Below are 13566 nucleotides of genomic sequence, written 5' to 3'. Positions count from 1 at the left end.
AAAAGGAGTGGGAATGTTGGATCAATTTAAATCAATGCAAGAATTGGAAAAAGAAACGATTGAAAATGAAGACTGGAAAATAATAACTAAAAACCGAAATAGCAGCGTTTCAATACTAGCAATTCATGGTGGAGGCATTGAACCCGCTACAACTGAATTAGCAAGTATAATTGCTGATGAAGGAGGATATAATTACTTTATTTTCGAAGGTTTACGTAGTAAAGGAAATAAAGAATTGCACGTAACTTCTACACGTTATGATAATAAAGATGCAATGAATCTTGTAACTAAAAGTAATCAAGCTATTGCTATTCATGGTTGTGAAGGGAACGAGAGCATTGCTTATATTGGTGGAAAAGACGAACGTCTAAAATCACTCATCAAAGAACAATTAAATAATATTGGTATAAAAGCAAAGGAGGCACCAAGCCATATTTCAGGTCAACAGGATAATAATATTGTTAATAGTACGACTAGAGGTATGGGTGTACAAATCGAGTTAACTACCTCATTACGTAAGTCTTTTTTCAAAAATAATAAAACAAATCGAAAAAGTAGAGAAAATCAGTCAAATTGGGACAAATTAATGTACGACTTTGCAAAAGCTATAAAATCTGCAATAGAAAATATAGAATAACTCAGATTTATAAAGATAATCATGATAAAATAAAATTATAAATAAATCATAGAGGTGAAATTTATGCAAGATACGTTAATGAGTGTACAAATAGTTCCTAAAACACCTAATAATGATGATGTTATTCCTTATGTAGATGAAGCTATTAAAATTATCGATCAGTCGGGACTACATTACAGAGTAGGACCTCTTGAAACGACTGTCCAAGGTGATATGAGTGAATGCTTAATTTTAATTCAAAAATTGAATGAAAGAATGGTTGAATTAGAATGTCCTAGTATTATTAGCCAAGTGAAGTTTTATCATGTGCCAGAAGGTATATCTATTGAAACTCTAACCGGTAAATATGATGAAGCATAACATAGTTTAAAGTTAAATAAAGTTTAATCAAAGTGGAGTAAGATTTAAGATGACATCTATTCCACTTTTTTATTCAATATTTAATAATAAAATATATTAATTTTTAAACTCTTTTTGCACTTTAATGCTAATTTTAATATAATGTACTAATAATATTAGGGCATATAGAAAGGATTTTTGTAAAGTGAACGAAGAGCAAAGAAAAGCTGGTACGATAGATATTTTAGACGAACGTAATAAAAAAGCAGAAAAAGATTATAGTAAATATTTCGAACATGTTTATCAACCACCTAATCTTAAAGAAGCAAAAAAGCGTGGTAAACAAGATGTTCAATATAATCGAGATTTTCATATTGAAGATAAATATAAAGGTATGGGGAAAGGACGAACATTTTTAATTAAAACATATGGGTGTCAAATGAATGCACATGATACTGAAGTAATGGCAGGAATTTTGCAAGCTTTAGACTATCAAGCCACTGATGATATTAATGAAGCGGATGTTATATTAATTAATACATGTGCTATTCGTGAAAACGCTGAAAATAAAGTATTTAGTGAAATAGGTAATTTAAAACATTTAAAGAAAAATAGACCTGAAACATTGATTGGTGTATGCGGTTGTATGTCACAAGAAGAATCAGTTGTAAATAAGATTTTAAAATCATATCAAAATGTGGATATGATTTTTGGAACGCATAACATACATAAATTACCTGAAATTTTAGAAGAAGCATATTTATCAAAAGCCATGGTCGTTGAGGTTTGGTCTAAAGAAGGCGACGTTATTGAAAACCTACCTAAAGTGCGTGAAGGAAGTACAAAAGCATGGGTTAATATTATGTATGGATGTGATAAATTCTGTACATATTGTATTGTACCTTTTACACGAGGAAAAGAACGCAGTCGTAGACCACAAGATATTATTGAAGAAGTTCGAGGTCTCGCTCGTGAAGGTTATAAGGAAATTACACTTCTAGGACAAAATGTTAATTCATATGGAAAAGATATTAAAGATTTAGATTATGGCTTAGGTGATTTATTAGAGGATATTTCTAAAATTGACATTCCACGTGTACGTTTTACAACAAGTCATCCTTGGGATTTTACAGATAGAATGATTGAAGTAATTGCAAAAGGTGGAAATATCGTTCCTCACATTCATTTACCTGTACAATCTGGAAATAATGCTGTATTAAAAATAATGGGACGTAAATATTCACGTGAAAGTTACTTAGATTTAGTTGATAGAATTAAAGAAGCTATTCCTAATGTCGCCCTTACTACTGACATAATAGTAGGATATCCTAACGAAACAGAAGAACAATTTGAAGAAACACTTTCATTATACGACGAAGTTCAATTTGAACATGCTTATACGTATTTATATTCACAAAGAGATGGTACGCCTGCTGCTAAAATGAAAGATAATGTTCCAACTGAAGTGAAAAAAGATCGCTTGCAACGTTTAAATAAAAAAGTCGGTCAATATTCAGAAAAAGCAATGCAAAATTATGAAGGACAAGTTGTTACTGTTTTATGTGAAGGAACAAGTAAAAAAGATGAGACCGTTCTAGCAGGTTATACTGAAAAAAATAAATTAGTTAACTTTAAAGGACCTCGTGAAGCTATTGGTCAACTTGTTGATGTTAAAATTAAAGAAGCAAAACAATACTCGCTAAATGGAGAATTTTTACATTTTCATAATCAAGTTATGGTGACTAATTAATATGTATGAGAAAGAAGATATTCTAAAGCAAGCAGATTGTGTATCGAACAAAATAAAGGCACTAGAATTGATTAAACAATATCAAAATGTAGAGCAACAAATTCATAAAAATTCATCAATTGAACAAAAAATGAAACAATTAAAATTGCAACAAAAACAGTCAGTAAATTTTCAAAATTATGGTAAGCATCAGGCTTATCAAAAATCTGAAAAAGAAATTTCTCAACTTGAAAAAGAAATCAATGCAATACCTATTGTTGAAGAGTTTCGGTCAGCGCAATTTGAAGCAAATGAGTTGTTGCAATTGATGGTTTCTACTATGGAACAAAGTTTAAATCAGCATAATGAAAAAGCACATCACGACTCATAAACAGAAGGGAATATTCAAAGATGAAAACTAAAACACTTACCATTACAGCTTTACTTATTGCTTTTAATGTCGTATTTAGTAGTTTTATTATTATACCTTTAGGTCCAGTAAAAGCAGCCCCAGTACAACATTTTGTAAATGTACTATGTGCTGTTTTTGTAGGACCATGGTACGGTTTAGCACAGGCTTTGATTTCTTCTTTGATAAGAATAATATTTGGAACTGGCAGTGCATTTGCCTTTCCTGGTAGTATGATTGGTGTGTTTCTAGCTAGCATCTTCTATATGTATAGAAAGCACATATTTATGGCTGCAGTTGGAGAAGTGATTGGAACTGGAATCATTGGTAGTTTAATGTGCATTCCACTATCTTGGATATTAGGTTTGCAACATTTCTTTATCAAACCATTAATGCTTGTATTTGTAGTTTCAAGTTTTCTTGGTGCAGCGATTAGTTATATCTTACTAATAGTGTTAAAGAAACGTGGATTATTAGATAAATTCAAATAAATATTTTACTTAAGATTATCATTTCATACGATTAATAAGTTTAATGCTTATTAATCGTAGTAAAGAGATGATAATCTTTTATTTTTAAGTTGTAGAATAATATTCTAATTTAGATAACGAGCGCTTCAGTATGACATATGTTAAAATATACAAGTTAAAATGTGAGAAGAAAAAAGTATATATCAGTAAGGTTGTGAAAAAATATGGCTAATGTGACACCTATGATGCAACAATATTTAAAAATAAAATCTCAATATCAAGATTGCTTATTGTTTTTTAGATTAGGCGATTTTTATGAAATGTTCTTTGAAGATGCTAAAGAAGCATCTAGAGTATTAGAAATTACCTTAACTAAAAGAGATGCTAAAAAAGAAAATCCAATTCCAATGTGTGGTGTTCCGTATCACTCAGCAAATAGCTATATTGAAACACTTATTAACAATGGATATAAAGTTGCTATTTGTGAACAGATGGAAGATCCAAAACAAACTAAAGGTATGGTTAAAAGAGAAGTAGTTAAAATAGTCACACCTGGAACAATGATGGAACAAGAGGGAATGGATGAAAATCAAAACAATTATATTCTTAGCTTCATTCAGAATGAAAATGGATACGCATTAAGTTATTGTGATGTTTCTACTGGTGAATTAAAAGCTACTAATTTTGAAGATGAAAGTACGTTAATTAATGAAATCATTACGATTAACCCAAATGAAATTGTAGTACGAGAAGACATAAATGAAGGTTTAAAAAAACAAATTTCACTTACTACAGAAACGATTACAATTAGAGAAGAAATTTCTGATATGGAATATAGTGTCAATACATTAGAAAATAATTTAATGTTTTTGACAACACAATTGTTGTTAGATTATATTCATCATACTCAAAAAAGAGATTTGTCTCATATTGAAGACGTGATAACCTATGCAGCGATTGACTTTATGAAAATGGATTATTATGCAAAACGCAATTTAGAGCTTACTGAAAGCATACGTTTAAAAAGTAAAAAAGGAACATTGTTATGGTTAATGGATGAAACAAAAACACCTATGGGCGCAAGATGCTTGAAACAGTGGATTGATCGCCCACTTATTCATAAAGACAATATTGAACAACGATTAGATATCGTAGAATCATTTATTGACCATTTTATAGAAAGAGATACTCTAAGAGGTTACCTTAATCAAGTATATGATATTGAAAGATTAGTAGGACGAGTAAGTTATGGAAATGTAAATGCTCGAGATTTGATACAACTTAAACATTCTATTTCTGAGATTCCAAATATTAAATCACTTCTTGAACAAATGGATAATGTGACAACAACGCAGTTTAGCACATTAGAACCATTAGAAGATCTACTGAAAGTCTTGGAAGATAGTTTAGTAGAAGAACCACCTATTTCAGTTAAAGATGGGGGGCTGTTCAAACAAGGATTTAGTAAACAACTAGATGAGTATTTAGAAGCATCTAAAAATGGAAAAGATTGGCTCGCACAACTTCAAGCGAAAGAACGTGAAAGAACCGGTATTAAATCTTTAAAAATTAGCTACAATAAAGTTTTTGGTTATTTTATTGAAATCACACGTGCTAATCTTCAAGATTTCGAACCAAGCGAGCATGGCTATCATCGTAAACAAACTTTATCTAATGCAGAAAGATTTATTACAGACGAACTAAAAGAAAAAGAAGATATTATTTTAGGTGCAGAAGACAAAGCAATTGAATTAGAATATCAACTATTTATTCGATTGAGAGAGCATGTTAAATCATATACTGAAAGATTACAAAGACAGGCAAAAGTAATATCAGAGCTTGATTGTCTACAAAGCTTTGCAGAAATTGCACAAAAATATAACTATGTTAGACCAAAATTTAGTGATGATAAGACATTAAACTTAGAAAATTCTAGACATCCCGTTGTAGAACGCGTGATGGATTATAATGATTATGTACCAAATGATTGTTATCTTGATCAAAATAACTTTATTTACTTGATTACTGGCCCAAATATGTCCGGTAAATCAACTTATATGCGTCAAGTGGCAATCATTAGTATCATGGCACAAATGGGCGCTTATGTGCCATGTGATAATGCAATATTACCTATTTTCGATCAAATTTTCACAAGAATTGGTGCAGCAGATGATTTAGTATCCGGTAAAAGTACCTTTATGGTTGAAATGCTAGAAGCACAAAAAGCATTAACATACGCAACAGCAGATAGTTTAATCATCTTTGATGAAATCGGGAGAGGAACGTCAACATATGATGGCTTATCTCTAGCGCAAGCTATGATTGAATATGTAGCTGAAACATCACACGCTAAGACGCTTTTTTCAACCCATTATCATGAATTAACAACATTAGATCAACAACTATCTAGTTTGAAAAATGTACATGTAGCAGCAGACGAGTATCAAGGTGAACTTATTTTCCTTCATAAAGTTAAGGAAGGTGCCGTTGATGATAGTTATGGTATTCAAGTTGCTAAACTAGCAAATCTTCCTGAGAAAGTAATTGAAAGAGCTCAAGTTATTTTAAATGCGTTTGAACAAAATGGATCATCAAATGAGAATGCCAATCGTAAACAGTATAATGACAACTCTAAAGATATTGAAAATAATAATCATTTAATTAATAAGGAAGAACACTCAACTATTAAACAAACAGATGTGTTTGAACAAACAAGTTTTGACTTATTTAATTCGAATGAAACACAAAGTGAAATAGAGACACAAATTAAAAATTTAAATATTTCAAATATGACACCTATTGAAGCATTACTTAAGTTAAGCGAATTACAAAATCAGTTAAGATAGAGGTGTTAATCCATGGGTAAAATTAAAGAATTACAAACATCTTTAGCAAATAAAATTGCTGCAGGAGAAGTGGTTGAACGTCCTAGTTCAGTAGTAAAAGAACTACTTGAAAATGCGATTGATGCTAAAGCGACTGAAATTAATATAGAAGTAGAACAATCAGGTATTTCCTCAATTCGTGTAGTAGACAATGGAACTGGAATTGAGCGAGATGATTTGCAACTTGTTTTTCATCGGCATGCTACCAGTAAAATAATTGATGATGATGATTTGTTTCATATCAGAACATTAGGGTTTCGAGGTGAAGCACTGGCCAGTATTTCATCTGTAGCTAAAGTGACACTTAAAACGTGTACGGATAATGAAAATGGTCATGAAATTTATGCTGAAAATGGTGAAATATTATCTCAAAAACCAGCAAAAGCCAAAAAAGGAACAGATATTAAAGTAGAAGCATTATTTTATAATACGCCAGCTCGGTTAAAATATATTAAAAGTTTATATACAGAATTAGGAAAAATTACAGATATTGTTAATCGAATGGCAATGAGTCATCCAAACATTCGCTTTTCCCTTATATCTGATGGAAAAACGATGCTAAAAACGAATGGCTCTGGAAGAACAAATGAAGTGATGGCTGAAATATATGGTATTAAAGTTGCAAAAGATTTGGTTCACATTTCTGGAGATACGAGTGACTATCATTTAGAAGGATTTGTTGCTAAACCGGAACATTCTCGTAGTAATAAACATTATATTTCAATTTTTATTAATGGTCGATATATCAAAAATTTTGCTTTAAATAAAGCTATTACTGAAGGGTATCATACACTTCTAACCATAGGTCGTTATCCTATTTGCTATATCAATATAGAAATGGATCCAATTTTAGTAGATGTCAATGTGCATCCAACAAAACTTGAAGTTAGACTTTCAAAAGAAGAACAACTTTATAATTTAATTATTGAAAAAATTAGATATGCATTTAAAGATAGAATATTAATTCCTAAAAATGATTTAGATCGAACACCTAAAAAAAATAAAGTATTGCACACATTTGAACAGCAAAAAATCGATTTTGAACAAAAACAACAAAATATTTCAAATCAGGCAAAACAATTAGAAAATAAAAATGACACCAACATGTCGACTAACAATACCTTTTCAACATTAAGTCATCAATATGATGAAGAACATACCTCTGATGATTCTTACGCTAGAGAAGATAACGAAAATTCTAGTGTCTATAATAATAAACGTAGTATGGATAAAGATTACTTCGACATTCAAAAAGATATTTTAAATAGTTTAGATCGTGCCGAATCTTCAATTGATAACAGTCGACATGATGAAACCAATATTTATAATTATGATGAAAATAATGACTTTCAAGAGAATGTTACAAATCAAGAAGAACAAGATATTAAAGGTAAAGTAAGTTCAACACCGTCTCGACGTGTGCCATATATGGAAGTAGTTGGCCAAGTACACGGTACCTATATTATTGCTCAAAATGAAAATGGAATGTTTATGATAGATCAACATGCTGCTCAAGAACGTATTAAATACGAATATTTCAGAGAAAAGATAGGCGAAGTATCAAATGAAGTACAAGATTTGTTAATTCCTTTAACATTTCACTTCTCAAAAGACGAGCAATTAATTATTGATCAATATCGAGAAGAACTTGATAAAGTAGGAGTCCATTTAGAACATTTTGGTGGATATGACTATATTGTAAATAGTTATCCAGTATGGTTTCCTAAAGTGGAAGCAGAGGAAATTATTAAAGATATGATTGAACTAGTATTAAATCATAAAAAAATTGACGTTAAAAAAATGCGTGAAGACGCAGCTATTATGATGAGTTGTAAGAAGTCAATTAAAGCAAACCATTACTTGAAAAAGAATGAAATGTCAGATTTAATTGATCAATTAAGAGAAGCGGAAGATCCATTTACTTGTCCTCATGGTAGACCGATTATTATTAACTTTTCAAATTATGAATTAGAGAAATTATTTAAACGAGTAATGTAGAAGGGATGCATAGAAATGAAAGAACACGTACTACCAGCAATTCGAAATATGAAAGATTTAGAGAAATTAACTCAAACGGATTATAAAGTGTGTGTCCTTTTAGATATGCATGTAGGTCATTTAAGAAGTATTATAGAGTTACTTAAAAAATATGACATTGAAGCATATATTCATATTGATTTAATTAAAGGAATGGCACATGATGAGTATGCATGTGAATATATCATTCAAACTTATAAACCAAAAGGGATTGTTTCAACAAAAACTAAAGTCATTCAAAAAGCAAAATCATTAAATGTACTTACTATTTTTAGAGTTTTTATTATTGATAGTCAAGCACTCAATCGTAGTATACAACTCATAAAAAAAGTGGATCCAGATTATGTTGAAGTACTACCAGGTATTGCTCATAAAATTGTTGAAAATGTAAGGGAAGCAACGACTGCTAAAATTATAGCAGGTGGCTTAATCGAAGAAGAAAAAGAAGTGACTAATGCGATTAATAGTGGTGCAAGTTATGTAACCACAAGTAATAGAAAACTATGGTAGAAATTATATTTTTAACCTGAGACAAAAATTAAAGTCTCAGGTTTTTTATGTATTATTAAAAAATAATTATAACGCTGTTTTAATCTAAAAAATAATTTGTGACAATTTTTTTACAAAAGATATTGACAACGCTTACAATTATTTTGTATGATTTATACAAGTTAATATTTGAATGAGAGATGAAGAGATTTCTGCAAACCTAATTATATTATAGTTTGTAGAAGTCTTTTTGCCTTGTAGGAGGTTAAAACATGAATGCTTATTTAGCAGAGTTTTTAGGCACGGCCATTCTTATTTTGTTCGGTGGAGGCGTATGTGCAAATGTAAATTTAAAACGTAGCGCTGGACAAGAATCTGATTGGATCGTTATTGCCGCTGGATGGGGCTTAGCTGTAACTATGGGGGTTTATGCAGTAGGACAATTTTCTGGAGCCCATTTAAACCCAGCTGTGACAATTGCTTTAGCAGTTGAGGGAGGTTTTAGCTGGGTAAAAGTACCTGGATATATTGTTTGTCAAATGGTTGGAGGAATTGTGGGAGCTACACTTGTTTGGTTAATGTATTTGCCACATTGGAAGGCAACTACAGAGCAAGGTGCAAAATTAGGCGTATTCTCCACTGCACCTGCTATTAAAAATTATTTTGCTAACTTTTTAAGTGAAATTATTGGAACAGCTATTTTAAGTTTAGGGATTTTATTTATTGGGGTAAACAAAATTGCAGATGGATTAAATCCATTAATTGTGGGTAGTTTAATTATTGCAATAGGTTTAAGTTTAGGTGGACCTACAGGTTATGCTATTAATCCAGCTCGTGACTTAGGACCAAGAATTGCACATGCGATTTTACCAATTGCTGGTAAAGGTGGATCTAATTGGTGGTATGCTATTGTACCAGTACTAGGACCAATTGCTGGCGGTATGATAGGTGCTGTGATTTATCAGGTTTTTTATAAAAATGAATTTACTTTTATGAGTGGTGTTAGCATTGTAGTTGTGATTGTTACATTACTTATTGGTTTAGCGCTTAATAAATCAAATAAACATAAAGATATTGAATCGATTTATTAATAGTAAAAATTTAATTTTAAATCATATAATATATTGACTATGTGACTCAAAGGATACTTAACACATACAGTCAGAATGGAAGAAGGAGAAAAATTATGGAACAATACATCATGTCAATCGATCAGGGCACAACTAGCTCTAGAGCAATTTTATTTGATGAAGAAGGACAAATCCAAGGCGTTGCGCAAAGAGAATTTAAACAATACTTTCCTAAATCTGGTTGGGTAGAGCATGACGCTAATGAAATTTGGACATCAGTATTAGCAGTAATGGCTGAAGTGATAAATGAAAATGAAATTGATCCTGAACAAGTTAAAGGTATTGGTATTACTAACCAACGTGAAACTACGGTCATTTGGGATAAGAAAACAGGCCGCCCAATTTATCATGCAATTGTTTGGCAATCTCGTCAAACACAACATATTTGTAATGAATTAAAAGAACAAGGTCATGAAAAGACATTTCGTAATAAAACAGGTTTATTATTAGACCCTTACTTCTCTGGAACAAAAGTCAGATGGATATTAGATAATGTTAAAGGTGCAAGAGAAAAAGCAGAAAATGGAGATTTATTATTCGGAACTATCGATACTTGGTTAGTGTGGAAACTGTCTGGTGGAGAAGCACATATTACAGACTATTCAAATGCCAGCCGTACATTAATGTATAACATTCATGAACTTAAATGGGATGATGAATTATTAGAATTACTAGACATTCCTAAAGCAATACTTCCAGAAGTTAAAGAATCTAGTGAAGTTTATGCACATACTAAAGATTATCACTTCTTTGGTCAAGAAGTACCAATTGCTGGTATTGCTGGTGACCAACAAGCAGCATTATTTGGTCAAGCTTGTTTTGAACGTGGTGATGTGAAAAATACGTATGGTACTGGCGGATTCATGTTAATGAATACTGGTGAAGAACCTGTAACGTCTGAAAGTGGATTGTTAACTACAATTGCTTATGGTCTTGATGGTAAAGTAAACTATGCACTTGAAGGATCAATTTTTGTATCTGGATCAGCAATTCAATGGCTACGTGATGGTTTAAGAATTATTAATTCTGCACCGCAAACTGAAAACTATGCGACACGTGTTAATTCTACTGATAATGTCTACTTTGTTCCTGCATTCGTAGGACTTGGTACACCATATTGGGATTCTGAAGCACGTGGGGCGATTTTCGGATTAACTCGTGGTACTGAAAAAGAACATTTCATTCGAGCAACATTAGAATCTTTATGTTATCAAACACGTGATGTTATGGAAGCAATGTCTAAAGATTCAGGACTTGAAGTAAATAATTTACGTGTTGATGGTGGCGCAGTAAAAAATAACTTTATCATGCAATTCCAAGCAGATATTGTTGATACATCAGTTGAACGTCCGGAAGTTCAAGAAACAACAGCACTCGGAGCTGCTTATCTAGCAGGTTTGGCTGTAGACTTTTGGGAAGATAAAAAAGACATTGCTGATAGATGGAAATTAGAAAAAGAATTTAATCCAGAAATGTCTGAAGAAACAAGAACTAAGTTATATAAAGGTTGGAAGAAAGCAGTAGAAGCTACTCAGGTCTTTAAATTAGAAGATTAACTTTTAATTATGGCTTAGTTACAAAGAATATGTTATGATGTAATTAAGTTAATACATTAGTCGAGATTTGAGAGACCTGTTATCATGCAGTATGCTTCTGTGTGTATAGGTCTCTCTTTTTTTAATATAAATTTTGGAGGGTATATTATGGCATTATCTACTTTTAATAGGAACTTAATTAAAAAGAATTTAAGAAATAAAGAATTTGACGTTGTAGTTATTGGCGGAGGAATTACTGGTGCAGGTATTGCATTAGATGCTACACAACGTGGTATGAAAGTAGCTTTAGTAGAAATGCAAGACTTTGCGCAAGGTACAAGTTCTCGCTCAACTAAATTAGTACATGGTGGTTTACGTTACTTGAAACAAGCACAAATCAAAGTTGTTGCTGAAACAGGTAAAGAACGTGCAATAGTTTATGAAAATGGTCCCCACGTAACAACTCCTGAATGGATGTTATTACCGATGCATAAAGGGGGTACATTTGGTAAATTCACAACTAATATTGGGTTAACAATGTACGATCGTTTAGCAGGTGTTAAACGTCATGAACGTAAAAAAATGTTATCTAAACAAGCTACTTTAAATAAAGAACCCCTTGTGAAAAAAGATGGTTTAAAAGGTGGCGGTTACTACGTAGAATATCGTACTGATGATGCCCGCTTAACAATTGAAGTGATGAAACGTGCTGCTGAAAAAGGCGCTGAAGTCATTAATCACACTAAATCTACTGACTTTGTATACGATGCTAAAAATAAAGTAAGTGGCATTAAAGTAAAAGATATGATTACAGGTGAAGAGTATCAAATCAATGCTAAAAAAGTAATCAATGCTGCTGGTCCATGGGTAGACGAAGTGAGAAAGAAAGATTATACACGTAACAATAAACAATTACGTTTGACAAAAGGTGTTCACGTAGTTATCGATCAATCAAAATTCCCATTACGTCAAGCGGTTTACTTTGATACTGAAAAAGATGGTCGTATGATTTTTGCTATTCCTCGTGAAGGTAAAGCATATGTAGGTACTACTGATACATTCTATAATAATGAAAAAACAAAACCTTTAACTAACCAAGAAGATAGAGACTATTTAATTGATGCAATTAATTATATGTTCCCTGATGTGCATGTTACAGACGCTGATATTGAATCAACTTGGGCTGGCGTACGTCCATTAATTTTAGAAGATGGAAAAGATCCTTCAGAAATTTCACGTAAAGATGAAATTTGGGAAGGTAAATCAGGATTATTGACCATTGCTGGTGGTAAATTAACTGGATATCGTCATATGGCATTAGAAATTGTTGATTTATTAGCTAAGCGTTTAAAACAAGAATACGGTCTAAAATTTGTGGATAGCAAAACTAAACATACACCTATTTCTGGTGGAGATGTTGGTGGTAGTAAAAACTTTGAAAACTACGTAAATCGTAAAGTCCAAGAAGGAAAAGCACTTGGATTAAGCACAGATGTGGCTCATAATTTAGCTTCAAAATACGGTTCAAATGTAGATAAATTATTCGCAATTGCACAATTAACTAATGAAAAAGATTTAAATATGCCATTAGAATTATACGTTCAGTTAGTTTATAGTGTACAAAACGAAATGGTATATAAACCAACGGATTTCTTAATTCGTCGTACTGGTAAATTATACTTTGACATCAATACAGTTAAACAATATAAACAAGCAATTATTGACGAATTAGATAAATTATTAAATTATACTGCTGAACAAAAAAATGAATTTTCTAAAGAAGTTGATGAAGCTATTGAAGAAGCAACACATGGTAATCATCAACCTGCAGAAAAATAAATGTAGTTAAATAGTATATTAACTGAGATTGGGTAAAAGCACTCAATCTCAGTTTTTTATATTTATA

At 31.5% G+C, this 13566-nt stretch carries 11 protein-coding genes; all 11 read left to right on the top strand.

Features of this window, described 5'->3' with window-relative positions; genetic code table 11:
- The first annotated feature begins 16 nt into the window (after positions 1-16).
- The 11 genes from HMPREF3046_RS09600 to HMPREF3046_RS09550 all read left to right on the top strand — a co-directional run bounded on the left by HMPREF3046_RS09600 (position 17) and on the right by HMPREF3046_RS09550 (position 13499).
- A complete protein-coding gene (locus HMPREF3046_RS09600; protein ID WP_070719101.1) occupies positions 17-637 on the top strand; it encodes a poly-gamma-glutamate hydrolase family protein in 621 nt (206 codons plus the stop codon).
- 63 nt (positions 638-700) lie between these two features.
- Complete coding sequence (locus tag HMPREF3046_RS09595; protein ID WP_002448768.1) at positions 701-997, top strand: thiamine-binding protein; 297 nt, start codon at positions 701-703, stop codon at positions 995-997.
- A gap of 184 nt (positions 998-1181) precedes the next feature.
- Positions 1182-2726, top strand: coding sequence for a tRNA (N6-isopentenyl adenosine(37)-C2)-methylthiotransferase MiaB (gene miaB, locus HMPREF3046_RS09590; protein WP_070719098.1), 1545 nt, complete (start codon positions 1182-1184; stop codon positions 2724-2726).
- Between the two features lies 1 nt (position 2727).
- A complete protein-coding gene (locus HMPREF3046_RS09585; protein ID WP_070719097.1) occupies positions 2728-3096 on the top strand; it encodes a YlbF/YmcA family competence regulator in 369 nt (122 codons plus the stop codon).
- A 20-nt stretch (positions 3097-3116) separates the two neighbouring features.
- On the top strand, positions 3117-3605 hold the full coding sequence (gene thiW / locus HMPREF3046_RS09580; protein WP_070719094.1) for an energy coupling factor transporter S component ThiW: 489 nt from the start codon (positions 3117-3119) through the stop codon (positions 3603-3605).
- Between the two features lie 203 nt (positions 3606-3808).
- Positions 3809-6430, top strand: a complete 2622-nt coding sequence (gene mutS / locus HMPREF3046_RS09575) for a DNA mismatch repair protein MutS (protein ID WP_070719091.1) — start codon at positions 3809-3811, stop codon at positions 6428-6430.
- A gap of 12 nt (positions 6431-6442) precedes the next feature.
- Positions 6443-8467: a DNA mismatch repair endonuclease MutL gene (gene mutL / locus HMPREF3046_RS09570; RefSeq protein WP_070719089.1), complete on the top strand. Its 2025-nt coding sequence runs from the start codon at positions 6443-6445 to the stop codon at positions 8465-8467.
- Positions 8468-8482: 15 nt separating this feature from the next.
- Positions 8483-9016, top strand: a complete 534-nt coding sequence (locus HMPREF3046_RS09565) for a glycerol-3-phosphate responsive antiterminator (protein WP_070719086.1) — start codon at positions 8483-8485, stop codon at positions 9014-9016.
- Between the two features lie 251 nt (positions 9017-9267).
- Positions 9268-10086 carry an MIP/aquaporin family protein gene (locus tag HMPREF3046_RS09560; protein WP_070719083.1) on the top strand — a complete coding sequence of 273 codons (819 nt, stop codon included), beginning with the start codon at positions 9268-9270 and terminating at the stop codon, positions 10084-10086.
- A 95-nt stretch (positions 10087-10181) separates the two neighbouring features.
- Complete coding sequence (gene glpK / locus HMPREF3046_RS09555) at positions 10182-11681, top strand: glycerol kinase GlpK (RefSeq protein WP_070719081.1); 1500 nt, start codon at positions 10182-10184, stop codon at positions 11679-11681.
- 147 nt (positions 11682-11828) lie between these two features.
- Positions 11829-13499, top strand: a complete 1671-nt coding sequence (locus HMPREF3046_RS09550) for a glycerol-3-phosphate dehydrogenase/oxidase (protein WP_070719077.1) — start codon at positions 11829-11831, stop codon at positions 13497-13499.
- Positions 13500-13566 lie beyond the last annotated feature (67 nt).

Source organism: Staphylococcus sp. HMSC070D05 (genome assembly GCF_001815595.1).
In the GTDB taxonomy this organism is placed as follows: Bacteria; Bacillota; Bacilli; order Staphylococcales; family Staphylococcaceae; genus Staphylococcus; species Staphylococcus hominis.
The sequence above is the reverse complement of the archived record's forward strand: the minus strand, read 5'-3'. Positions and strand labels throughout refer to the sequence as shown.

Excerpts from the sequence above, each read along its gene's own strand:
- HMPREF3046_RS09595 (WP_002448768.1), top strand. The coding sequence starts at position 701 with ATGCAAGATACGTTAATGAGTGTACAAATAGTTCCTAAAACACCTAAT.
- HMPREF3046_RS09585 (WP_070719097.1), top strand. The coding sequence starts at position 2,728 with ATGTATGAGAAAGAAGATATTCTAAAGCAAGCAGATTGTGTATCGAAC.
- thiW (WP_070719094.1), top strand. The coding sequence starts at position 3,117 with ATGAAAACTAAAACACTTACCATTACAGCTTTACTTATTGCTTTTAAT.
- mutS (WP_070719091.1), top strand. The coding sequence starts at position 3,809 with ATGGCTAATGTGACACCTATGATGCAACAATATTTAAAAATAAAATCT.
- mutL (WP_070719089.1), top strand. The coding sequence starts at position 6,443 with ATGGGTAAAATTAAAGAATTACAAACATCTTTAGCAAATAAAATTGCT.
- HMPREF3046_RS09565 (WP_070719086.1), top strand. The coding sequence starts at position 8,483 with ATGAAAGAACACGTACTACCAGCAATTCGAAATATGAAAGATTTAGAG.
- HMPREF3046_RS09560 (WP_070719083.1), top strand. The coding sequence starts at position 9,268 with ATGAATGCTTATTTAGCAGAGTTTTTAGGCACGGCCATTCTTATTTTG.
- glpK (WP_070719081.1), top strand. The coding sequence starts at position 10,182 with ATGGAACAATACATCATGTCAATCGATCAGGGCACAACTAGCTCTAGA.
- HMPREF3046_RS09550 (WP_070719077.1), top strand. The coding sequence starts at position 11,829 with ATGGCATTATCTACTTTTAATAGGAACTTAATTAAAAAGAATTTAAGA.